The following is a 23645-nucleotide window of genomic DNA, read 5'->3' as shown; positions in this document are numbered from 1 at the left end:
GTTAAATCGTTAGCTCCAGGCCCTCTCTGGCCATGATGATGTTCAGGGTACGACCCTGGCGAACCTTTTGATAGTAATGGAGCGTCTTGTCATAGATCTCCTGCAGTTTGTCATCATTATACGAGGGTTCGTGATGAAAAAGGATCAGCTCTTTTATAGCCGCCCGCAAAGCGATATCAACACCGACAAATGAAGAACTGTGTCCCCAGCCTTCCTTTTCCGTGGCATCTTCCAGGGTAAACTGGGCATCAAATACGAGTGCCTGGCCCTTGGCAAAGAATTCTAGGTACCGCTGCAGTTTTGCTTCGGACAAATCCTTGTATTCCCCGTCAGTGGCATAGATGAAAGCACGTCCATCTTTTTCGATCTTGTAGGCGTACGAGCCGCCTGGATGCCGCAGAGCTATGGTGGAGATGTTAAACTCGCCATTGGTGAACAGAGAGTCGCTTTTCAAGGAAACGAACTCAATGTGTGCTGACATGGTTTCTAGAGCCACCGGGAAATGGTTGGGGTGGTGTTGGTTGCGGAAGCGTTCTTCGATTTGAGGATGGCGAGCATAAATAATAATCCGATTACCCGGGATATAAGCAGGCATAAAAAAGGGAAATCCCATAATATGGTCCCAGTGGGTATGGCTCATGAGCAGGTGAATGACTCCTCTGCCTTGACCGCAGGGGCCTCGCATCAGCTCCATTCCCAGCTGGCGGATGCCGGAGCCGGCATCGAGGATAATTTCCGAATGATCCCCTGTTACCTCCACACAGGAGGTGTTGCCTCCGGTGGTGCTGCGCTGGAGGTAGGGCAGATTCTGCACATAGCGGACCACTTCCTCGTGGCTCGACAGCGACATATCTTTGGCGCCCACCAATGCCCTGATAATCTTGTCTTCGATATCTTGTGGTTGGATGGGAGCTGGGATAGACCCGCGAACTCCCCAGAATTTCACTCTCATCTGCGCTCCGCAAACAACAAGGAACCTTGCTGCCGCACTTCACAATTAAAAACCGTGGTAGTTTAACACATATCTTTTTTTTGAATCAATTTAAAAAAACTTGCCAACAAGTTGCCGAGTTCGTCGCTGTTATGCTGGCATCCCATTGAAAAAAGGCCTCAAGAATGTCCAATCAATATTTCATTAGACAGACTGGCAAAATAGTACCAGCAGCATCTTTGCCTCAAGCTGTCATCCACCCGAAGATTGCCAGTATGTCTCTTTCGATCCCCAGGCTTCTGTTTTGACGGCAATGAGCAAAGTCTGCTATGGCAGTAATTGTCTACCGGTTGGAGCACCAGGCTGGGGCGCCAAGGCTGTACACAGCTACCAGAGAGGCAAACAGTAAATTGTCAACCAGTGTTGAATCCGGAGATGCTCTGGTCCCTGGGGGGGACTTGTCGGCGGATTGGCAGGAGCTCGAGGCCCTTTCGCAGACGCTGGCCAGGAGAGTCAGCAGCTGTTGTGGTTCTGTGCCCGTGGCTCAGGGTATGGAGTGGCCGGGCATTCGGCCGCTCCAGGGAAAGATGTTCAAATTAATCAGTTCATGTTTGTTATTTACGCCGGCCAAGAAATCTGAGCAGTTCTTCACCGAATAATTCCTGCCCCTGTGCTCTGGGGGGTTGTTTTGGAGGAACCCTTTGCGTGCTGCGACTACGGACTGCCTGATCGTCCCTTGCCTTCTTCAGGAGGCGCTCCTTGCGGCCAAATAGTTCTTGCAATTCTCGATCAATTTTTTTCCGTTCTCTGGCCATTGTTTCCTTGAGAGTTTCTGGGGTGAAACTGGCAGATTCTCCTAGGGGCCGAATCTTCGGTTTCAATACGGCTGCTTCTGGTTTGCCTGCCGCAGGACGCTTGCGTTTGCGTATGAATAGAATAAAGAGCAAGGGAAGGGCAAGGTAGAAAATATTTCCCAGCAACTCACGCCGCTTGGGGTCTGAAAGCCATTCAGCCACCTTCTGCAAGAATTTTTCTGTGTCCATCCGTAATTGCCTTCCGTCCTGACTATGGCAAACTCCTACACACCAGCCTGGAGCTACTCGGAGATCCAGGTTCTCTCAGGCAGACGCATCAGGAGTTTGCCACCAGCCAGAGTCAGGAGAGTACAACAAAATCTACGTTGCCGATCTGCTTTCAATTCTAGGCCCTGGCGAACAGACTGTCAAGTTGAAGAGGACTGAACTGGCCTGGTCCTGTAAACACTGCAGTCTGGGCTGTCGGCTGATGTGGAGCTATTCAAGGTTGTGCAACAAATAGTTCAGCACATTCTCAGTTGTCGGGAAGGGCCTTCTTTTCTGGACTAGGTCCAGCTTCTTCGTGTACAAGTTGGACTCCAGGGGGAATACGCAGAGTGAATAGAGAGGGGTCGGTGAGGTTGTTCAATTTGATGTTGCTGAAAGTCATATCATTGTTGTTTCCCAGATGGTCCTCTGTATGTATCCGCATGATCAAGTAGGAGTTGGGGTCGATCCAGGTTTTCACCAGCGATACCGGAAGATCTTTTCTGGATGGCCGCAGTTCCAGCACATAGTAGTTGCCGTTGCTTGCCTGAGGGAGCAGCGATATGTGAAAGGTCTCAGCCACTTTGTCGAAGCCGGAAAAGAAGTTGAGCAGCACAGGAGAACGAATAAGGCGCTCATAGATGGAGCCGTCTTCGGGAACATAATGCCAGGTATGGTCACCCACCACCAGAAACCACTGTTCCGGTTCCTGGTATTGCCAGCGCATCGACCGAGGCTTCATGAAATAGAATCGCCCTCGTGCCGTAGTGCCCAGGCTGGTGGCGCTCGATCTGGTCTCCTGGACAAAATCGGCTTGCAGGGAGGCAATGCTCTGGTATCGGCTCTGAACAGCAGCGACGATTTCGGCGGCCGATCTGGCTGCTACAGACCCACTGGGCAACAAAAAGAAAAGCAGCCATAGAACAATGCCCCAGAGAAAGTTGGCTGAAGTGGAGCTCTTTGTACACTTCATTTGTCGAATCCCATGCGTAGAACAAGGCTGTGGCAAAGCAGATCAACCCGGTGGCAAGACTTCGCGGGGTTTACTGCCGTCTGGGGGGGATACCAGTCCTTCTCGCTCCATCATTTCGATCATGCGGGCGGCCCGGTTGTAGCCAACTCGCAAACGCCTCTGGATCATAGAGATGGAGGCCTGCCGGGTTTTTAAAACCAGCTGCACTGCCTCTTCATATTTCTCATCACGGTCCTCTTCCTCTGGTCCATTTTGATAATCTTCTCGATATTCCAGAATAGAATCATCGTAGTCAGGCTTCCGTTGTTTTCGCAAGAAGTCAGTAATCCTCCTCACCTCGGGCTCAGACACATAGGCTCCGTGGATACGCTGCAGTTTTGCAGTTCCGGGAGGCAGCAAGAGCATATCGCCGGCCCCCAGGAGTGATTCGGCGCCATTGGCATCCAGGATGGTGCGCGAATCGGTGCGAGAGGAAACCTGGAAAGAAATCCTGGCCGGTATATTTGCTTTGATTATTCCCGTCAACACATCCACCGACGGACGTTGGGTGGCAAGAATAAGGTGTATGCCGGCGGCTCGGGCCATCTGGGCCAGGCGAATGATGGACTCTTCAACCTCGCGCGAGGCAATCATCATGAGATCGGCGAGCTCATCAATAATGAGGACCAGATAGGGAAGTATTTCAGCCTCCTGTTCATCGGGCTGGTCGCGCAGCGCTCGCCCCAGGGCTTTGTAGCGCCGCCGCTGTTCCCTTTCCACCAGCTGATTGTATCTTTGGATACTGCGCACTCCTTTGAGCTTGAGCAGTTCGTAGCGCCTTTCCATTTCGCCCACAGCCCACTTGAGAGCAATGTTTGCCTTCTTGGGATCAGTAACCACCGGGTGGAGTAAGTGGGGAATACCCTCGTATGAAGAAAGCTCGATCCTCTTTGGATCAATGAGAAGAAGCCGCACATCGTCAGGCGTTGCCCTGTAGAGTAAACTCACTATGATGGCATTGAGACAGACACTCTTGCCCGTACCAGTGGCGCCGGCAATGAGCAAGTGCGGCATCCTGGCCAGATTGGTCACCACCGGGTTGCCGGTAATATCTTTGCCAAGGGCTATTACCAGTTTTCCTTTGGCTTCACTGAATTCGCGGCTTACCACAACCTCACGAATGCTCACCGGCACCCTGCTCAGATTGGGGATCTCTATGCCGAGAGTGCCTTTTCCCGGGATGGGGGCAACGACACGGATGCTCGGTGCCCGCAGGGCCATTGCCAGGTCATCGGAGAGCCCCACTATTTTGCTGATTTTCACACCGGGGGCTGGCTCGAATTCATACATGGTGATTACCGGACCCGGACAGACCTCCGTTACTTTGCCATCTACACCGAAGTCTGAGAGTTTCTTTTCCAGTATCCTGGAGTTCATCAAGAGGCTGCCGTGGTCCGGTGTTACAGCTTCTTCGTCAATCTTGTCCAATAGGGCAATGCTGGGAAGTCGGAACTCGCCCTGTTCGGCCATAAAGTTGAACTGTTCCTGCTGCGGTGGTTCAACAGGTTTAGGCTTGTCTTCTACTTTGACAATGGCGGGTTCTCGCTTGGGTGCTCGTGGCCGCTTTCGCTGTGCTCTAGGCCTTTTCGAGGCAGTTCTCAACAGGCTTGTGGCAGCCTGGAGAGCGGCCAGCGACAACTGACCCAGCCGCCTCAAAGACAGAGAAGTAACCATGAGCAGGGATGCCGCCACCAGAAAACACAACAGAAGATAAGCGCCTGCCGGTTTGAAATAATAGAGCAGAGAAGACTTGAGCAGCAAGCCAACCATGCCGCCGCTTCCTGGCAATACCTCATGCCAGAGCCGCAACACTGGCCAATGGAGCGCCGCCAAACCGCTGGTACCGATAATGAGAAGCAGGCTGCCTACGGTGAAAAGTATGGGATGCGACCATGGTTGTTTGCGCAGCAGTCCTATGGCCGCCAGCACTAGAAACAATGGCAGCCAGTAAGCGCTGATCCCCACTGCCACCAGGAGCAGAGCTGCCAGATTGGCTCCGACAATACCCACGCTGTTGTGCACCGCTTGCTGGTTGCCGGAGCTGGTAAGCAAAGTGGGGTCGCCGCTGTCGTAGCTTACTAGACTCAGAATAAACAACAGGGCGAGAGCCAACAGGCAGAGGGCGGCAATTTCTTTGCCCACCCGTCGAACACCTGAATCTTGCTTCTTCATGGCCACACTCCATGCAGGCGCTGCCGCCCTGTTCCGGGCAAGATTTGCTGGATGCCAGACAGTAGTCTGGACAGGAACCTCAGGCCATACATGTTTTTGGAAAGAACACTGCCCTGTGGCTTTCCTACATACTAAAGGCGGCAGGGGGTGTCAACTTCAAGATCATTATAATCATGCCGATCTCGACGAAACCGCCGAAAAGTATGGTTCTTGTCGCTCCTAGCTTCGTTTTTTCCTGCCTTCATGTGGTCTCTGGGGCTGCTTCTGGTTGCACTTCGACTGGTGGTTCTGGCTCTCCCTGTTCATCTAGCGGAAGATTTTCCTGGATGCGCCGGCGGATCTCTGGTATGAGCCATTCCCTGTCCTGCGGGTTGAGAGATGCGGTGGCAATAGGTTTGCCTATTTTGATGGTAATGGTGCCGCTGTGGACCCGAAAACTGCCCTTGGCCAGTATCTTGTGGCTGCCGCTTATACTGATGGGTACGATGGGACGCTTCGATTTGATTGCCAGGAAAAATCCCCCCTTCTTGAAGGACCTGAGCTTACCGTCCACGCTCCGCGTGCCCTCCGGGAATATCACAATGGAAGTTCCGCGGCGCACCTGAGCTGCCGCAACATCAATACTCTTGAAAGCGGCCTTGCGGTCACTGCGGTCGATTGGTATGTAGCCTGCTCCCTTCATGGCGCTGCCAAAGATCGGGATGCGGAACAGCTCTGCCTTGGCAAGCCATCTGAATTGCACCGGCAAGGAGACCAGCAGGGCGAAAATGTCAAATTGACTCTGATGATTCGCTGCAAATACATAAGATTGCTGCGGATCAATGTTTTCCAGCCCCTCGACTTCTAGCCGTATGCCGCTGGCCAGGAGGAGACAGCGGCTCCAGAATCTGGCAATGAGATGGGGTATTCGGCCACTTTTGGTCACAAAGGCAATGGGAATAGTGATGAGACTCAAACTTGGGGTGAGCACTATCAGTGAGATGTAAAAAAGAAGAGTTCGCAGCATTCGTTACCTGAAGTTTAGGAAAAAATCGAGATGCTATTTTAGAGGCAACAAGGTTGTCAGTCAAGGTAAACTCTGATTCTTTCCTTGATTTGCCGCCATAGAATTGCTAGTCTGAAATGACTTGCGAAAGAGGCGGAAGGGTGCGCTATTATCCAGTTTTTCTCAGAGTAGAGAACCGTTCGTGTTTGGTAGTAGGTGGCGGACAGGTGGGGGCGAGAAAAGTGCAGACCCTGGTGGATGCCGGTGCCAGGGTCAGCCTGATATCTGCGGAGCTCGTTCCCGAACTCGAGCAGAGAGTACGCAATGGTGAGGTGAAGCTTCTGGGCAGCCGCTACGAGTCCCACCATTTGCAGGGTTGCCTGCTTGTCATTGCAGCAACCAATGACAACAATCTCAACAAGAGAATAGCACGCGATGCAGAACAGCGAGGAGTTCTCTGCAATGTGGTGGACCTTCCTGAACATTGCAGCTTTATACTTCCTGCTTTCGTGCAAAGAGGCTCTCTGACTTTGGCTGTGTCTACGGCAGGCCAGAGCCCTGCGCTGGCTCGCAAGATCCGCCTGGAACTCGAGGAGAAATTCGGTGAGGAATATGGCTTCTTTCTGGAACTGATGGGAGCGGTCAGGCAGAAGCTGCTTGCTGTCAGCAGCGATTCGGCCGCCAACAAGAAGACTTTTGAAGACCTTGTGAACTCTGAACTCCTGCAGCTTGTCAAACGCAAAGAATGGCGCAGCGTCGATGCCCTGCTCAGATCAATCCTGGGAGAGCAATACTCGCTCAAAGAGCTGGAGATTGACTGGTGACGAACTCGGTGATCCTCCTGACTTTTCTTGCTGTTCTTCTTTATGCAATAGGCACTGTGGGCTATCTCATTTACGTGGTCAGACCGCTGACCACGGTGCACCGGGCTGCGACGATATTTCTGCTGCTTGGATTTGCAGTTCATTCTATTGAATTGTTTCTGACCGTAAGTCAAACAGGTCTTATGCCGGTGAGCACGCTCCAACAAACATTTTCCCTGTTTTCCTGGGCGATTGTCGGCAGTTATCTTCTCTTTCAATTGCGCTTTTCTATTATGATCTTGGGTAGTTTTGTCTCGCCTCTGGCGGTGATCTTTCTATTGATAGGCTCCGCTCTTCCCACGCACATTGTGGCAAGCGGTAAATTATTGAAAAGTTTCTGGTTGACTCTGCACATCAGTGCCATGTTTGTGGGCAATGCCATATTTGCCCTGGCATTCTGCGGCGGCATCATGTACCTGCTGCAAGAACACCAGATAAAGAAAAAAAGATTTGGCCTGCTCTACCGTCGCCTTCCCTCTTTGCAGCTGCTCGATTCTTTGAACCACGTCTGCGTTACCTTGGGGTTTCCTCTGATAACGATCGGTCTCATCTCTGGATTCGTCTATGCCGGAGCGGTCTGGCGTTCTTACTGGAACTGGGACCCGAAGGAAATTCTCTCGGTTATTACCTGGCTCATCTATGCAGTACTCCTCCATGAACGTCTGGCTGTGGGCTGGCGCGGCAGAAGAGCCGCCATTATGGCTATTGTCGGCTTTAGCGCCATTCTGATAACATTTGTAGGGGCAAATCTCGGCCTCAAGAGCCATCACAGTTTTCTGGTGGACTGAGTCAAGGAATTATGGCTGGCTTCCCCTGGCAATAATGGAATTGTTATGGATCGGATCGTTCTCATAGGCTTGAATCACACAACGGCACCTGTAGAAATCAGGGAAAAATTCGCCGCTGTCTGTCTGGACCGCCAGACTCCTCTCCAGGGACTGGCCAGACTGCCTCAGATCAAAGAGGCCTTTTACCTTTCCACCTGCAACCGAATGGAAGTGCTCTTTACAACTCCTAATTTTGATCAAGGCACAGCAGCGGTGGTGGGTTTGCTGGCAGATATTTATGGTCAGACCAGTGGCGCTCTCAAGCCGTATCTCTACACTTACATAGACCAGGAAGCGGTGAAGCACCTTTTCCGGGTAACATGCAGCCTCGATTCCATGGTGGTGGGAGAACCGCAGATTCTGGGGCAGGTGAAACAGGCATACAGGGAAGCGGTGACAGCCAAGACAACGGGCGTTATCCTCAACCGGCTCCTTCACAAGTCTTTTTCGGTGGCGAAGCAGGTGCGTACTGAGACCAGGATAGGCAGGAGTGCGGTCTCCATAAGTTACGCTGCGGTGGAACTTGCCAAGAAGATATTCAATGAGCTTGCCGGCAAGAAGGTCTTGCTCATTGGTGCAGGCGAGATGGCGGAACTGGCGGCAGAACACCTGCTCACCAATGGAGTAGAACAGGTGGTGGTGGCCAACCGCACTCTGGAAAGAGCATTAGCTCTAGCCCGGAGATTTGGCGGAACCACTGTGGCACTCGAGGAAGTGGTCGAGCAACTGCAGCGGGTAGATATAATTATCAGCTCTACTGGCTCTCTGGAGCCCATTCTTACCGCAGAACAAGTAAAGAGCAGGATGAGGGGGCGGCGCAACCGACCGTTGTTTTTCATAGATATTGCGGTGCCAAGAGACATTGACCCAGCGATAAACGATCTTGACAATGTCTATCTCTACAATATTGATGATTTACAGGGCATAGTGGAGCTGAACAAAGCTGACCGCTTGAAAGAAGCGGGCAGGGCCGAGCACATCATTGCCGCGGAAGCGTTGAAATTCGAAGGGTGGCTGCGAACTCTCGAAGTGGTGCCGACTATAGTGTCGCTGAGAAATAAAGCTGAACAGATCAGGGAGTGCGAACTCCAGAAAACCCTGCATCACTTTGGCGCCCTGTCCCAGGAGCAGATTAATTCTCTCGAAGTCCTTACGCGGGCTATCGTCAACAAGGTACTTCATGATCCTATTTTGTTTCTGAAGCGAACCAGCCACCGAACGCACAAGGATATCTATATTGATATGGCGCGCAAAATATTCAACCTCGACGGTGACCTGTCGGCCTCCTTCGAAGAGGATGAAGTCTCTCTTGATTCGGAGAAAACGCTGTGCTAGGGTGAAATCAACAATGACATTGGCGTGCACCATGGTTTTCAACACATATGGAGGACAGGAGTGGCGGAGATCATAGATCTGGAAAAGAGACGTCAGCACTCCATGAGTGGGGACGATAGAACCGGCCGCCAAGAGAAGATAGAGGTGCTCAGGAGGGTGCTACATTGTTCGCGTTGCGCCATGAGATGTGCACGGTGCGGAGTGCAGATAGAGGAATTCGGCAGCAAGACAGCAAACCAGTGCCCATATCCCCTGTGCTCGGGCTGCCGACAGGAGTATGAGATTTATCTCAAGAGGAGCGATGGCAAGCCGACAAGCGGGAACTACTGGTACAATGATGCCTGGATGGCTGTCTGGCGAACATGGCTGGAGCATCAGCAGGCACTTGATCGATACCGCTCTTCCGAGGAATTTCTCAAGCTGTTAGAAGAATTCGACGAGTTGTGCTAGCAGCCTGCCGCCAGTTTTTCTGACGATGACACGTGGCAGCAACGAGATCTTTTGGTTGGTGGTGTTGCGGGCGTTGGCCTAAAGACCTCAAGGTCATGCGAGGTGAAAGTTATGTTTGGAATAGGCATGCCGGAATTGCTGGTGATTCTGGTAATTATCCTGATTATTTTTGGTGCGGGCAAGCTGCCGGAAATAGGTTCAGGACTCGGCAAAGGAATCAGGAACTTCAAGAAGGCTACTTCTGACGAAGCCGACGAGCTGGAAACTGATCAGGAGAAGAAGAAAATCGAAGAGAAGCAAGAAAGTTAAGGCTAATAGGCATACTGCCCGGAAAATTTTCTATAGCCAGGCACTACTCACCGCTTTACTCCAGGATTGACCAACAATAATAACAGCCGCCTTATTGCCGACTAGCAGCAAGCTTACCAGCCAATGTGAGGCGGCGCCAGCCACACAGAAGCCTGTCTGTCGCACACCAGGCAAAAGCCCTGTCCGTTGTTGGCAGGCCAATTCCGCCCTGTAGCCCCGGTGGTTTATTATGCGGCCGGCTAAAAAGGGATGTCGTCTTCCGGTGGCGGCGCGTCTTCTACGGCATCATCCACCGGAGGCACAGCTGAGTCATCCTGGCTCTGACGAGGACTGCCCAACATCTGCATACCGGAGGCAACTATTTCGGTTATCCAGCGCCTGTTGCCTTCTCGATCTTCCCATGAACGGGTTTGCAATCGCCCTTCGATGAAAACCTGGCGGCCTTTGGCAAGATACTGGCCGCAAATCTCTGCCAGTCTTCCCCACGCCACCACGCGATGCCACTCGGTACGTTCGCCTTTTTCACCTTCTCTGTTGGTCCACGTCTCATGAGTGGCCAATCTCATGGTAGCCTTTGCTGTTCCATTTGGGGTATAGGTAAGTTCTGGATCAGCGCCGAGATTTCCGATGAGCATTACCTTGTTGAGTGCTGCCATGGTCCCCCTCCAAGAAAGATATGGAGGGCATTGTATCACAGCCAGCCGCAAGCACAAGGTGCTTTTTTCTGGATAGCTATTTTGCTAGGGGAGTCTCAGTCTTATGGCTGTTGGCATGACTTCGAATGTAGCGGGTAGCATGCCTATAGTTTCTCCGTCGACTTCCACGGGCACCGACTGCAGGGGTACTGACAGGCGGCTGCTAGCCTGGATGGTGGCTGCCCTGAACAGGTTGACTCTGGGGTGTTCCAGATGCCTGCCTTTATAGAAGCGGGATCCCCACACAAGAAAGTCTAACAACCCCACCTTGCCAATCACTACAATGTCCAACAAGCCGTCATCCAGGCTCGCCTGGGGCGCAACCTGCATGCCCCCGCCGAAAAAACGTCCGTTGGCAACTGCAATAGTCTTGACGAACTGGTCAAGACGTTCTTTTCTGTCAATCTCGAGGCGCACTGGTACGTGTTTTGAGAACAGCAATGCTTGCACGGTGGCCAGGAGGAATCTGCCAGTACCGCCCAAGAAAGAAGGCTGCTTCGATAGCAGACGATTTACCTCGGCCGGCACGCCTATGCTGGCCACATTGACAAAGAACCTCTGGGCTCGAGTAGCGGGGTCAGGGTGATAGTGTATGCTGCCGAGGTCTATGTCGATTACCTTATCAGATGTTACTGCTGCCAGGGCATCCAGGGGGCAGGCGCCAATTTCCAGGGATCTGCGGAAGTCTCCTCCTGAGCCACAGGCAACTACCACGAGGCTGGCGCTGGGATTTATTGCGCTGTTATGCCAGAAAAAACCGTTGACCACCTCGTTGAGGGTACCGTCACCCCCGACACAGATGATGAGGTTGTGGTCCTGTTTCAGGGCGCGGCGCACAAGTCGACATGCCTCCATTGGTTCCCTGGTCCAATCCCATGGGAAGGGACCGATTCGCCGCTGGAGACGTTCGACAAGGGAGAGCCACATTCTCCGCGTTTCACCGAGAGCGGCGGCCGGGTTCACAACAGCGTATGGACGGTGACGGTGATTTGCCAAGGTCTTCGTTATCTTCCTGTTCAGATTTTCTTTGAGCTTCTACCATAAAGATGGCATTACAATCAACGCAGCCGGAGCACTGGCAAAAATCTTGCTTGCCTAATACCTGGACATTCAGTAAATATCCTTTTTGAGCGCAAGACATGGACTAGGATCCTTAAATGTTTGTTCGTCTCAAGAAATTTTTCAGCAATGATCTCTGGCTGCTCGAAGAAGATTCTTCTTCCAGGCTGAGAGCAGGTTTATACCGTCAGCTGCAACTCACTGTCTATGTCTGGCGGGAATTTTGGCGCGACAACTGTTTGCTGCGCGCCTCCGGTCTCACTTACACAACCCTTTTGACTCTGGTGCCGCTTCTAGCCCTCATGTTTGCCATCTTGAAAGGTCTGGGAATTCAGAGAGCGTTGCAGCCATTTATACTCGAGCGCTTGACTGGAGGTTCCCATGCCATTGCTGAACGTATTCTCGTCTACGTGGACCGCATCAATGTAGGTTCTCTGGGTACTCTGGGCATTACCTTTCTCTTTATTACTATGATCCTGGTGCTTACCAATGTGGAAATGGCCTTCAATCAAATTTGGAAGGTGGGGCGAGGTAGACCATGGCTGCGCAAATGCAGCGATTATCTGGGCCTCCTGGTGATCCTGCCCGTGTCGATCTTTGCTACCATGAGCTTGACCACCTTTGTCAAGAATCACTCTGTGACGCGGGAACTCATAAGCATAGGCGTCTTCGGTCATCTATATGTCTATTTGTTGAAGTTTGCTCCCTTTCTGGTCATGTGGCTTGCCTTTTCATTCATCTATCTTTTTATGCCAAACACCAGGGTAAACCCGGTGTCCGCCTCTACTGGCGGCATCATTGGCGGCACCCTCTGGCAGTTGTCTCAATGGGCCTATATCCACTACCAGTTTGCTTTTCACAATTGGAGTGCCGTTTATGGAGCCCTGTCGCAGCTGCCTATGCTGCTCATCTGGATTTTCTTGAGCTGGGTGATCCTGCTGCTAGGTGCTGAGGTAGCGTTTGCCCATCAAAACTTTGCTACCTTCAGACTGCAGCAGCGTTGGAGTTCCGAACCCTTGACGAATAAGACCTACTGGGGCCTGAGACTACTGTTGTGTGTGGGAGAAAGATTTCAACAGGGCAAAAGTCCGCTCACCGATCTAGAACTGGCTGAAACTCTTCATCTGCCGCCACAAGAGGCCCGCTCTCTGGTGGAGACCCTGGAGCATCTGGGAGCCTTGAGTTGTAGCGGAGAAAATGGCAGGGTGGTGCTGCCGGCGAAAGATATGAGACATTTGAAACTCTTTGAACTGGTGGAAGGACTGGAGGGCAAAGGTGGCAGTCCTGCTCCAGCAGCAGCGGACGGTCATGGCAAGGTGGTGGCAGATATTCTCAACCGTATTCGTGATCAAGGCAGGAGAGGGGTGGAGGGTTTGTCCGTGGCAGACTTGTTGGATTTGCGCAACAGTTCCGCAGAAAGGGAAGGCCTGGCAGCAAAGAAGACCCCCCTCTGAGTTAAACCGGCCATCTCCAGCATAGCATCACAGGGTGAGTGGCACCATGGACATGGCAGTGGCATCATGGCTCGCCGATTTGCAGGCAAACTCCTGCTTTTTCGCCAGCAACTGGCTCCTTTCCCCCGTTTTTCCCAGCAGCTGCGAACTTGCCTGAACACTGTGGTTAACTGGTTCATCCCCCCTCAAGCCAGTCAATAGGAAAAGCTGCCATCTGGGACAGCCTGATATAGTGCTTCGCTGTTATCTCCAGGCATCCTCCATTGAGGCAAACAATAGCAAAACTCTTGCTGAGCGGATTGTCCTTTGACAGACAGGGAGGTGGATGATACTTTACATCTTTTCTGAAAAGGAAACCTGGAGAATTCTGTTTGTGAAACAGTAATGGCAAATAAGATGAAGGCCTTTGATTTATTGGGAGACAAGCTCCAGCAGCGGATCACTCTGGTGGCCAGTGTTGCGGTGCTGTTGTTGCTGGAGGTATTGATTTATCTGGTTGCGGCCAGTCAGGCAGGCGACAGTACCAGGCTGATTGTCTCTGATGCCCAGGGAAGAGTGGTATACGAGGCTCCAGGAAATGCCCTGACCAGATATGAAAAGATGCTGTTCGAGGAAACTCACGGGCCTCTGGCAAACTACCAGATTCATGTTCAGCGTGAGTCGCGGCCATTCCCGACGAGAATCTGGTTGGCAGCCGCCGTGGGCATACCCATAGGTCTCATACTGCTCCTTGCCTTTCTCATCCGAGTGTATCTGGCTCTGATCTATGGGGAGTCGAGCACAGGAGATTCCAGGGAAGAAGAAGGCAGCAGAACTGGACGGTTGAGTTCCTTGCAACTGTCTCTGCAGCGCTTTTCGATATTTCACCTGGGAGCACTGCTTGTGGCAGGAGCAGTCCTTTTCTGGCTGGTGCCGGACTTTCTTGTGAATGCGGGAAAAGTGGTGCTGGCAATGATGAAGGAGTTCCCGTGGCTGCTGCCAGCACTGGCGATCTTTTTTGCGCTGCTGGTTGTCTGGGTCATCTATTTGCGTTATCGTCTATCACAGCAGATGCTCAAAAACCAGTTCGATCTGGAAAAGTATCGTCTGGACAGGGAACTGCTGGAACATAAAGATTCTTTGCTGTTGACAGATCACTGCGAGACAGCAGCGGCAGAGGCAGATGAGGGAAGGAATCGATCTGATGTGGAAAGGTCGGATATTGAGGGGTAGGAAGAGTGCAGTGAACTCGGGCGGGGGCCGCGAGACAACCATAGGCAAAGGGATATTCTATTTCCACCTGATTGTGGTAGCGCAAGTTTTGCTACTTCTTGGCATCATTGGCACTATTGTGGTAATGGGCACAGTGTTGACGACTCCGCTTTGGCTGCTGTTGGTTATGTTTGTGCTGTCAGCCAGCGGCCTGGTGTTCGTCTACCGCAAAATCAGAGAACAAGTCAGGGATCTACGGCACACTGTGGGACAGCTGAATCTTGCTGAACGCAATCACGAGATAAGCATCCTGGGGGGTGTCTTTACCATGCGCGTCGGAGACAACCCCAAAAAAATGCTGGGCTCATCTTCGCAAGGTAATTCGGAACAGCTGGACGAATGAGAGGCCAGAGCCTGCCGGCTGCCTCGAACCAGCAGGCTCAGGGCAGCGAAACATGCAGACCCTGAATTATTGAACAGCCTCTATTCCTCTTGCAGTTTGAAATAAGAGCGCACCTCCTGTAGATCTGCCAATGGCGCAGGATGCAAGTAGGATTCCCTGAGCAGTTCCAGCCTTTGCAGTGACTTCTGAAGCTCCTCGTAGGAGAGAGTCCCTTTCCTGAGTGCCTCACTAATTGCTGCTGCAACAACTCTCATTTTAGCGAGATCATTGCACACCAGCAGCAGATCAGCACCGGCTCGAAGAGCAGCTACAGCTGCCTCCTTCAGAGAATATTGGCCGCCGACTGCCCCCATTTCCAGGTCATCTGTGATTACCACCCCGGCAAAACCAAGCTCCTGGCGAAGCAGCACCTTGAGTATGGTCGGGGAAAACGTTCCTGGAAACCTGGCATCGACTGAAGGGTAGAGGGCATGGGAAGTCATGATGCAAGCCACCGAGCATTGCACAGCTGCCAGAAAAGGTTTTATGTGATTAGAGCGCAGATCTCTGCTGCTGGCAGCCACCGCAGGCAGCACATGATGTGGATCTTGCTGGGCAGCGCCGAGTCCAGGAAAATGTTTTGCGGTGGCAATGATTCCACTACTCTGGGTGGCCTCGATGGCAGCGACGCCGCACTTGGTTACCAACTCAGGATCGTTGCCGTATGAACGGCGGTACATGAAACCGGTGTCGTCACTGATGTCAAGGACTGGTGCCAGATTCGTGTTCAACCCCACGAGACGCAGTTCAGTGGCTGTGAGCTGGGCATATTTGCTCACCTCGTGCACCCCCTTCCTGCCAAGCGCCACAGCATCCGGCAAGCGGGCAAAAGGGGAAGGCAGCCGGCTCACTGGCCCTCCTTCCTGGTCGATGGCAAGCAGCAGTGGCCGGCCAAGCTCCTCCAGAGCCAGATTCTGGATGCTGCACGTGAGTCGAGCCAGCTGCAAGGGAGAAATCACATTTCTCTTGAAAAAGATCAGACCAGCTGGCCTGAACTCCCGGATGTGGGCAACCAGGGCCTCGTCCAGTTGCTGCCCGAAAAATCCGACCATCAACAGTTCACCCAGGCGATCTTCAGTGATCATTGTTGCCTCGTCCTGTTGGGGAGTCGTCCTATATTCAGGCAGAATAATTGCCCGACCGCACAACTTCTGCTAAAAGATAATCGACTGTACGGGGGGTGAATGCTGGGGCATTGTCTCCGCTTGGGCTGCCTGCGGTTGTGAAAGTTTATTCCCTAAATATTGGCCCGCGGCAGCCCTCGCTGTCCCGCCACAGCGGGACTTCGACAATGTCCCAGCATTCACAATGCCTAACTAGCGGATGAGACCAGTTACATAAAAGATCTTGATACAGGATGCGACTTTTGTCCAGTGGAGATGTGGCTGGCAGTGTTGTTGGCCAATGATTTGCAGAATAGCTGACATGATATAGGCAAATATGTTGTGCTTTAGCAGGCGGGGAAAATGCTGCTCGATGCCAGGGCAAACGTCTTCTAGAAGAGGGCTCATTAAAGGTGACAGATGACTCCTTTCAAAGCGATGATTCTTTGTGCTGGTCTGGGGACTCGACTTCGGCCGCTTACTTTCAGCCGGCCAAAGGTGCTGGTGCCAGTTTGCAACAGACCACTTCTCCATACATTGCTTGATTATCTCGAGGATTGGGGCGCCGAGTCAGTGATCCTCAATGCTTATCATCTCAGCGAAGTGCTCTGCAGACACCTGAGTCGCCATGACTTCGGTATTCCTGTGGAGGTCCGAGTGGAAAAAAAGCTGCTTGGCACAGGAGGCGGTATTCGCAATGTGAAAGACTTTTGGGATGAGCGTCCCTTCGTGGTCATCAACGGCGACATTCTCAGTTGCATCGATCTCCAGGAAGTACTGCGATACCATAAAGACTCTGGCGCCAGCGTTACTATGGTACTTGTTGATGAGCCGAAGTTCAACAATGTAGCTGTTGGTGCTGACGGGCGAATTGTTGCCTTCAGGCGCGAGGCAGGCAGCAAGAATCTAGCTTTTACTGGCATACAGGTAATAGATCCCCAGATCCTTGCTCATATCCCGGATGGCGCTGTTTCTATAATCGATTGCTACCGCAGTCTTATCTCGACGGGTGAGAGAATTATCGGCCTGGTAGTAGACAAACGTTGCTGGCGCGAATTGGGCAGCCTGGCAGCCTATGTGCAGGTGCACAGGGAGTTCGCCAATGGCACAGCAGACCAAGAGTTGACCGGGAGGCACTGCCGCACTGCCGCGGTAGACAGCACCGCGAAGCTGGGAGCTGGAGTAGAGTTGCGGGGTATGGTCTGGATAGGAAAAGGTTGTCGAATAGAGGACCGGGTGACTATTGTGGACAGCATACTATGGGACGGGGTCCAGGTGAAGGTGGGCTGTACAGTAAGGCGCAGTATCGTTGCCGATGGGGTGGCGGTAAACCAGTCGGTTGTCGGGGCGGTCCTGGCGCAAGGCATTAGTTCAGATGGAGCTGAGCAGGGAAAGACGCGGGAGGCATTGCAGGAGAAGCTGCCGGGGCAATGAATATCGAGCAGCTGAGGAGTACTCTGCCGCAAACAGGGTAACACTCAGGAGAAGCCAGTGGCTGCAGAGGTCAAACTGCCAGAAAAGAAGGCCGAAGCCTGGATCCGAAAGAAAACGAAGCTGACAGGGATTCTCCGCTGGCAGGCCCTGCACGGAGATGGTTCAGATCGGCTCTTCTACCGGGTTGCCGACGGCAGACACACCGTGGTTCTGTGTTGGTGCCCTTCCCGGGATCAGACATTCCCGAACGAGAATGATTCCTTTGTTTACATGGGGAACCATCTCTTGGCGAAAGGCATTCCTGTGCCCCGCATACTGTTTTATGCCCAGGCAGACCGCATGATACTCCTCGAAGATCTGGGCTCACTTCATTTACAGGAGGCAGTTGCCGCCGGCCGCCGAGACATGGCGCTCTATTATGAGCAGGCCGTGGAGCTCCTGGTGAAGATGCAAGTTTTGGCCGCCCACAACCTCGATACAACATACTGCTTTGATACTCCCAGCTACGACAGGCACTTCATTGTTGAACGGGAGCTGAAATATTTTCACAACAGCTGCCTTTGCAAGGTGCTCGGCATGAAGGTCCCCTGGGAAGAGGTGGCTCCTGAATATACGCTTCTGGCCTCACGCGCAGGAGACGAGAGGCTCGGGAGATTTTTCCTCCATCGGGATTTTCAGTCGCGCAATCTGATGATCAACAGAGGCCGCGTATACGTCATTGATTTTCAAGGCGGTCGTTTGGGGCCGCCTCAATATGATCTGGCTGCACTGCTCGAAGATGCCTATGTCGAGATTCCAGAAGATCTCAAAGCTAGCCTGTTAAGAAAGTATACCGAACACTTTGCCGAGTTTACCGGCACCAGTCAGAGAAAATATCTTCGGGGATACCCCCACGTGGCACTATGCCGGATCTTGCAAATGCTGGCCGCTTTTTCCTTTCTCAGTCTGGTCAAAGGGAAAACACATTTCGCTGCTTCCCTGCCAGTCGCCTGGCAGCGGTTCTCAGAAATTGCCAGCAGGCGTTCCTGCGAGGAGTACGTCTTTTTGAGAAGTCTGACCAAAACATATCACCAGGGAGACATTGCCGCCATCGCCGAGGGTCTTACCCACAGGTCGCGATATAGGTCCTGACAAGGGGATTGATTGGTGCTCTACTGGTCTTTGGAACTCCAGGATGACGATAATAGAAGATGACAACTACAGGGGTGTGCCTATTGTAGCCATTGTTGGTCGTCCCAATGTGGGCAAATCGACCCTGTTCAATCGACTGTGCCGCCAGCGCCGGGCGCTGGTAGACGAAGCTCCCGGTGTCACTAGGGATCGGATCATTGCGCAGACAACCTGGGAGGATCGGACATTTTGCCTGGTGGATACAGGGGGCATAGAAGAGATCGAGGCAGAAGATTCTGTACAGGCCCAGGTCCGTCAGCAGGCCCAGGCAGCGGTAGAAGAGGCGGATCTCATTATCTTTCTCGCCGACGGCAAGCAGGGATTTCATCCGGGAGACAGTCAAGTGGTGGACTTGCTTCGCCGTTCCGGCAAGCCAGTTCTCTACGCGGTCAACAAGATAGACGGCGTTGAGAAAGAGGCCAATGTTCTGGAGTTCTATCAGTTGGGGGTGGAAAAGCTTTTCCCTATATCCGCTGCACATGGCTATGGGGTTCGAGATTTTATGGACTCCCTGGTAGCATCGCTTCCGCAGCTACCCGAGGAGGAACATGGCACTGGAAAGGACATCAGGGTGGCCATACTTGGACGTCCCAACGTGGGAAAGTCATCTTTGTTGAACAGAATATTGGGAACGGATCGCGTGGTGGTGAGTGAAGTTCCCGGCACCACCAGAGACATCATCGATGTGGTTGTGGAGGCGGAGAGCGAACAGTTCGTCTTGATTGATACCCCCGGTATTCGCCGACGAAGCAAGACCCGTGAAAAGTTAGAAAAATTCAGTGTCATAAAGGCATTGAGAAGTATTCAGCGCTGCGATGTAGCTGTGTTGCTCATTGATGCGACCCAGGGACTGGCAGCACAGGATATTCGCATTGCAGGGTATGTCCATGAAAACCGCAGAGGCGCGGTACTGGTTATCAACAAATGGGACATGATCCACAACCGCGAGCAGCAGCAGCAAGTGTGTGGCCGGGTCAAAGAGGGCCTGAGATTCATGCCCTATGCGCCAATTCTTCGACTGTCCGCTCTCACGGGCAAGGGTGTTTCAAGGCTGCTGCCTGCGATTGCCTCGGTTTTTCAGCAATATTCCTTGCGGGTACCCACTGCCGCGCTCAACGAGGTTCTTGCCACGGCGTTGAAGAAACATCAGCCTCCCAGATACAAGGGCACTCGCTTAAAAATTTATTATGGGACTCAGGCTGCCATCAGGCCGCCCACATTTGTGCTTTTCGTCAATCGTCCGGAAGGGATCCACTTTTCCTACCGGAGATATCTCACCAATCAGATTCGGCAGGCTTTCAAAATGGATCGAACTCCCATAAGGTTGGTATTCCGCGGCAGGCAGGAGAGCCGAGGTCAGTAGTTGAAGAGGAAGGCCGGCAAGAGCTGATTTTTCCAGGAAAAGGAAAAAGCTTCCAGACTATTCAATTGACATCAGAACTGCTCTTGTGATAGCGTTGGCAAACTCGAAGTCCATACAAAAAGGGTCCTCCCCTAAACCATTTCTTTCAGGCCATACACATTGGGTAAGGGATATTCAAACTTTGGGCGAGTGAGGAATGTCTTGAGAGGATTCGGCTGCTGCTGCCGAAATTCTCCAATGTAAGGAAGTCTTTATCAAAAAACGGAGGGATAGAGCATGAAGAGAGTGATGACAGTTCTACTGGTGATGGCAATGGTCTGTGTGCTCGGGGCGCCGGCGATGTCTGCTGAGCCGATTCGCATTGGCGTCTACCTGCCGATGACAGGTGCTGTGGCAGCCTATGGCCAGATGGAATGGGACGGCATCAAGGCGGCCCATGACATGATGCCGAAGGTGCTCGGACGAGAAGTCAAGCTATTCCTGGTTGATACCAAGAGTGACAAAATCGAAGCTGCCAATGCCGTGGACAGACTGATCAAAAAGGAAAAGGTGGTGGGAATTATTGGTGAGGCCATCAGCGGCAATACCCTGGCTGGCGGGCCCATTGCTGAAAAGAACCAGATACCGATGATTTCTCCCACAGCCACAAATCCCCTGGTAACACAGGGGAAAAAGTATGTGTTCCGGGCCTGCTTTATCGATCCCTTCCAGGGTGAAGTGGCGGCCAAGCTGGCCATGAACACTCTTCATGCAAAGACTGCGGCAGTGATCATCGATATTGCCCAGGACTATTGTGTTGGCCTGGCAAATTTCTTTGTCAAAGCGTTTGTCAAGATGGGTGGGAAAATACTGACCACCACCTATATCCAGACTGGCGATCAGGATTTCAGCGCCCAGCTTTCCGCAGTACAGGCAACAAATCCAGATATTATCTATGCTCCCAACTATTACACCGAGGATGCCTTGATGGCCAAACAAGCGCGAGATCTCGGCATCAATGTACCGATTCTTACCGGGGATGGCGCCCAGGCTGACGAGATCATCCAGATTGGTGGCAAGGCAGTCGAAGACACCTATTTTACCGCCCATTTCAACGTGGAAGCGGTAACCACCAAGCTGGGCCGCGACTTTGTCGCCTACTATCAGAAAAAATACAACAAGGAAGCCGATGCCTTCGGAGCCCTCGGCGCTGATGCCTACTTTATTCTTCTGGATGCCATCAAGAGAGCGGGTACCACTGATGGCCCCAAGGTTCGCGCAACGCTGGCAAGCACCAAGAACTTCCAGGGGGTATCCGGCAACATCAATATTGGTGAAGACGGCAATGCGGTAAAAAGTGTGGTGATCAACAAGGTGAAAAACGGCAAGTTCACCTATGTGACCACCATCAATCCATAGCTGCCCGGGTTCCGGGATACTGCAGAGCCCCTCGCTCGAGAAGATGGTGGCCCGACTTCTGCCTGCCCAGGGAAGACATTGCCGACTCGTGTTCGGTAAGTGTCCCCGGCTGGGCAGGAATTCCACACCCTATGCTCTTTCACTTGCTTTTAGACAGGGAAGAGCAGGGTAAGGACGCTGGCCACATCTTCCTGGCAGGGGTTTTTTTGGGCTGTGCCTGTTTATGGCAGGATGCTGGAATGGTATATGAGGACAAGAGCGCCCCTGTTGTAAAAATTTCTGGAATTGACTTTGGTGCTCTTTCATGTTAGCTGAATTCTCTTAAATTGAGCATATCGAGACAACAATATTTGCAGCTGCCTGCAAGTGGGTGATAGGTGAACTTCCAACTATTCTGTCAGCAGCTCATCAACGGCATCTCCCTCGGGAGCCTCTACGGCCTGATTGCTGTGGGCTACACCATGGTCTACGGCATCATACGGCTCATCAATTTTGCCCATGGGGACGTGGTCATGATGAGCTGTTACTTCGCCTACTTTGGCATTCTGATGTTCAGAATGCCCTGGTGGCTGTCTTTTCTGGTAGCAACGATATTGACCACCTTGCTTGGCGTGGTCATTGATCGTGGTGCCTATCGTCCCGTTCGCAACGCTCCGCGAATTTCTGCACTCATTACTGCAATTGGCGTCTCTTTTCTGCTCGAAAATCTTGCCCTGGTGATGTGGGGAGGGCGGCCCAAACCTTTTACCAGGCCAGAAATGTTCGCCAAAGTTTATACGGTGGGCGATGTGCGCATTCTGGCCCTGAGCATCTGGACGCCGGCTATTACGCTGCTGCTGCTGTTGGGCATGCTTTTTGTCATTCATCGTACCAGGGCAGGCTTGGCCATGCGCTCGGTATCACGGGATATGGAGACCACCCGACTCATGGGAATAAATGTGGATCGCATTATCGCTCTGACCTTTGCGCTGGGCTCCACTTTGGCGGCTGCGGGAGGCATGATGTGGGCTATGAAGTATCCGCAGGTCAATCCATTTCTCGGGGTAATTCCTGGCCTGAAGGCCTTTGTGGCAGCAGTACTCGGGGGCATTGGCAATGTGGTGGGCGCGGTGCTCGGCGGCTTTATTCTGGGGGTAGCCGAGATTCTGCTGGTAGCGATTGCCCCACAACTGGCAGGTTATAGAGATGCCATAGCCTTCGTCATCCTAATCGGCATACTCATATTCAGGCCAACGGGCATAATGGGCGAGCCTTTGCCAGAATAGACTGTGCCTGACCCGCTGACTCCTGGGCCTACAGAGACGAAGCATGGAAAAGCATCATCGCAGAAATCAACTGCTCACCCTGGCTGCAGTGGCACTGCTTTTTACTCTGCTCTATCTGGCAAGCAGATACCTGAGCGACTATCAGGTCCGCATTCTCAATAACACCGCCATATTTGTTGTTTTGGCAGTCAGCTACAATCTGATCAATGGCATCACCGGGCAGTTCTCTTTGGAGCCCAATGCCTTTGTGGCCATTGGCGCCTACACCTCAGCGCTCTTGACGCTGAGTCCTGCCGAAAAGCAGCTCTCTTTCATTATTGAGCCAATCATCTGGCCACTGAGTGTCATTCAGGTGTCGTTCATCTGGTCTCTTTTGGCTGCCGGCATTGTCACGGCCTTTTTTGGCTTTCTCATGGGATTTCCTGTCTTCCGGGTTCGCGGTGACTATCTGGCCATTGTCACCCTGGGATTTGGAGAAGTGGTGCGGGTGGTAGCCAACAATCTGCAGCGCATTACCAATGGTCCACTGGGTCTGAAGGCTTTGCACAACTACACCAATTTGTGGTGGGCCTGGGGTTTTGCCGTGGTTACCCTCTTCTTTATCATCCGACTGGTGGCCAGTTCCTATGGCCTAGCCATGAAGGCAGTGAGAGAAGACGAGGTGGCTGCGGAAGCCATGGGCATAAATGCTTTCCGAACCAAACTGCTTGCCTTTACCACCAGTGCTTTTTTTGAAGGGGTTGCCGGCGGCCTGCTGGCCCATCTCATCACCACTATTTCTCCCACACTTTTTACTTTTTTCCTGACCTTCAACTTGTTGATCATTATCGTGGCTGGTGGTCTCGGCAGCACCACGGGGGCGGTAATTGGCGCCGCTCTTTTCTCTTTCGGGGGCGAATGGCTTCGTGCTGTCGAGGAGCCAATGACTATCGGTTCTCTGCATATTCCCGGAATTCCCGGGATGCGTATGGTTGTGTTTTCCATCATTCTGATTCTACTCATGATATTTGCTAGAAACGGTATCATGGGCAGAAAAGAGTTTTCCTGGGACTGGCTCATTGACCGCTGCAGACTGGCGCGGGTCATTAGGGGTGGTGGCAAGTGAGTGGGCTGCTGGTTATCGACA

General features: G+C 52.5%; 22 protein-coding genes. 14 read left to right on the top strand and 8 right to left on the bottom strand.

Translation table 11 applies throughout. The annotated features are described in order from the left end of the window. Position 1 precedes the first annotated feature (1 nt). The 5 genes from JRI89_02885 to JRI89_02865 form a co-directional block, all read right to left on the bottom strand. Positions 2–952 (bottom strand): MBL fold metallo-hydrolase, encoded by a 951-nt coding sequence (locus JRI89_02885; protein ID MBW2070179.1) that lies wholly within the window; start codon positions 950–952, stop codon positions 2–4. A gap of 593 nt (positions 953–1545) precedes the next feature. Next, positions 1546–1974: a hypothetical protein gene (locus JRI89_02880; protein MBW2070178.1), complete on the bottom strand. Its 429-nt coding sequence runs from the start codon at positions 1972–1974 to the stop codon at positions 1546–1548. Between the two features lie 286 nt (positions 1975–2260). Next, positions 2261–2965, bottom strand: coding sequence for an outer membrane lipoprotein carrier protein LolA (locus JRI89_02875; GenBank protein ID MBW2070177.1), 705 nt, complete (start codon positions 2963–2965; stop codon positions 2261–2263). A gap of 42 nt (positions 2966–3007) precedes the next feature. Continuing rightward, positions 3008–5176 (bottom strand): DNA translocase FtsK, encoded by a 2169-nt coding sequence (locus JRI89_02870; GenBank protein MBW2070176.1) that lies wholly within the window; start codon positions 5174–5176, stop codon positions 3008–3010. A gap of 241 nt (positions 5177–5417) precedes the next feature. Continuing rightward, the gene (locus JRI89_02865) at positions 5418–6182 is read right to left on the bottom strand and encodes a 1-acyl-sn-glycerol-3-phosphate acyltransferase (GenBank protein MBW2070175.1); all 765 of its coding nucleotides are present in this window, start codon (positions 6180–6182) and stop codon (positions 5418–5420) included. Between the two features lie 140 nt (positions 6183–6322). Between JRI89_02865 and JRI89_02860 the strand changes: the two genes are divergently transcribed. From JRI89_02860 to JRI89_02840, 5 genes are all read left to right on the top strand, one after another. Then, positions 6323–6985 (top strand): bifunctional precorrin-2 dehydrogenase/sirohydrochlorin ferrochelatase, encoded by a 663-nt coding sequence (locus JRI89_02860; protein MBW2070174.1) that lies wholly within the window; start codon positions 6323–6325, stop codon positions 6983–6985. Then, positions 6982–7812, top strand: a complete 831-nt coding sequence (gene ccsB, locus JRI89_02855) for a c-type cytochrome biogenesis protein CcsB (protein MBW2070173.1) — start codon at positions 6982–6984, stop codon at positions 7810–7812. Before JRI89_02860 ends, ccsB begins: the two co-directional genes overlap by 4 nt. Before the next feature lie 45 nt (positions 7813–7857). Next, positions 7858–9186 (top strand): glutamyl-tRNA reductase, encoded by a 1329-nt coding sequence (locus JRI89_02850; GenBank protein MBW2070172.1) that lies wholly within the window; start codon positions 7858–7860, stop codon positions 9184–9186. Between the two features lie 60 nt (positions 9187–9246). Beyond that, on the top strand, positions 9247–9636 hold the full coding sequence (locus JRI89_02845; GenBank protein ID MBW2070171.1) for a hypothetical protein: 390 nt from the start codon (positions 9247–9249) through the stop codon (positions 9634–9636). A gap of 111 nt (positions 9637–9747) precedes the next feature. Then, positions 9748–9945 (top strand): twin-arginine translocase TatA/TatE family subunit, encoded by a 198-nt coding sequence (locus tag JRI89_02840; GenBank protein ID MBW2070170.1) that lies wholly within the window; start codon positions 9748–9750, stop codon positions 9943–9945. Between the two features lie 239 nt (positions 9946–10184). Here the strand turns inward: JRI89_02840 and JRI89_02835 are convergent, their stop codons facing one another. Together JRI89_02835 and JRI89_02830 are read right to left on the bottom strand one after the other, a co-directional pair. After that, positions 10185–10601, bottom strand: a complete 417-nt coding sequence (locus JRI89_02835; GenBank protein MBW2070169.1) for a single-stranded DNA-binding protein — start codon at positions 10599–10601, stop codon at positions 10185–10187. 84 nt (positions 10602–10685) lie between these two features. Further along, positions 10686–11636, bottom strand: a complete 951-nt coding sequence (locus tag JRI89_02830) for a diacylglycerol kinase family lipid kinase (protein ID MBW2070168.1) — start codon at positions 11634–11636, stop codon at positions 10686–10688. Between the two features lie 161 nt (positions 11637–11797). On the opposite strand from JRI89_02830, the gene JRI89_02825 reads away from it, so the two are divergent. From JRI89_02825 to JRI89_02815, 3 genes are all read left to right on the top strand, one after another. Further along, positions 11798–13153: a YihY/virulence factor BrkB family protein gene (locus tag JRI89_02825; GenBank protein MBW2070167.1), complete on the top strand. Its 1356-nt coding sequence runs from the start codon at positions 11798–11800 to the stop codon at positions 13151–13153. Positions 13154–13537: 384 nt separating this feature from the next. Next, complete coding sequence (locus JRI89_02820) at positions 13538–14365, top strand: hypothetical protein (protein MBW2070166.1); 828 nt, start codon at positions 13538–13540, stop codon at positions 14363–14365. A 10-nt stretch (positions 14366–14375) separates the two neighbouring features. After that, on the top strand, positions 14376–14747 hold the full coding sequence (locus tag JRI89_02815) for a hypothetical protein (GenBank protein MBW2070165.1): 372 nt from the start codon (positions 14376–14378) through the stop codon (positions 14745–14747). A gap of 80 nt (positions 14748–14827) precedes the next feature. Here JRI89_02815 and nagZ read toward each other — a convergent pair whose 3' ends face one another. Then, on the bottom strand, positions 14828–15871 hold the full coding sequence (gene nagZ / locus JRI89_02810) for a beta-N-acetylhexosaminidase (GenBank protein MBW2070164.1): 1044 nt from the start codon (positions 15869–15871) through the stop codon (positions 14828–14830). 438 nt (positions 15872–16309) lie between these two features. On the opposite strand from nagZ, the gene JRI89_02805 reads away from it, so the two are divergent. From JRI89_02805 to JRI89_02780, 6 genes are all read left to right on the top strand, one after another. Next, on the top strand, positions 16310–17323 hold the full coding sequence (locus tag JRI89_02805; GenBank protein ID MBW2070163.1) for an NDP-sugar synthase: 1014 nt from the start codon (positions 16310–16312) through the stop codon (positions 17321–17323). A 57-nt stretch (positions 17324–17380) separates the two neighbouring features. Next, positions 17381–18454, top strand: a complete 1074-nt coding sequence (locus JRI89_02800; GenBank protein MBW2070162.1) for a phosphotransferase — start codon at positions 17381–17383, stop codon at positions 18452–18454. A gap of 76 nt (positions 18455–18530) precedes the next feature. Continuing rightward, positions 18531–19856: a ribosome biogenesis GTPase Der gene (der, locus tag JRI89_02795; GenBank protein ID MBW2070161.1), complete on the top strand. Its 1326-nt coding sequence runs from the start codon at positions 18531–18533 to the stop codon at positions 19854–19856. A gap of 276 nt (positions 19857–20132) precedes the next feature. Further along, positions 20133–21254 carry an ABC transporter substrate-binding protein gene (locus JRI89_02790; GenBank protein ID MBW2070160.1) on the top strand — a complete coding sequence of 374 codons (1122 nt, stop codon included), beginning with the start codon at positions 20133–20135 and terminating at the stop codon, positions 21252–21254. A gap of 377 nt (positions 21255–21631) precedes the next feature. Continuing rightward, the gene (locus JRI89_02785) at positions 21632–22519 is read left to right on the top strand and encodes a branched-chain amino acid ABC transporter permease (GenBank protein ID MBW2070159.1); all 888 of its coding nucleotides are present in this window, start codon (positions 21632–21634) and stop codon (positions 22517–22519) included. Between the two features lie 43 nt (positions 22520–22562). Then, complete coding sequence (locus JRI89_02780; protein MBW2070158.1) at positions 22563–23624, top strand: branched-chain amino acid ABC transporter permease; 1062 nt, start codon at positions 22563–22565, stop codon at positions 23622–23624. Positions 23625–23645: the final 21 nt, after the last annotated feature.

This window comes from Deltaproteobacteria bacterium (genome assembly GCA_019309045.1).
In the GTDB taxonomy this organism is placed as follows: domain Bacteria; phylum Desulfobacterota; class Syntrophobacteria; order BM002; family BM002; genus JAFDGZ01.
This window is presented reverse-complemented; position numbering and strand designations above follow the sequence as displayed.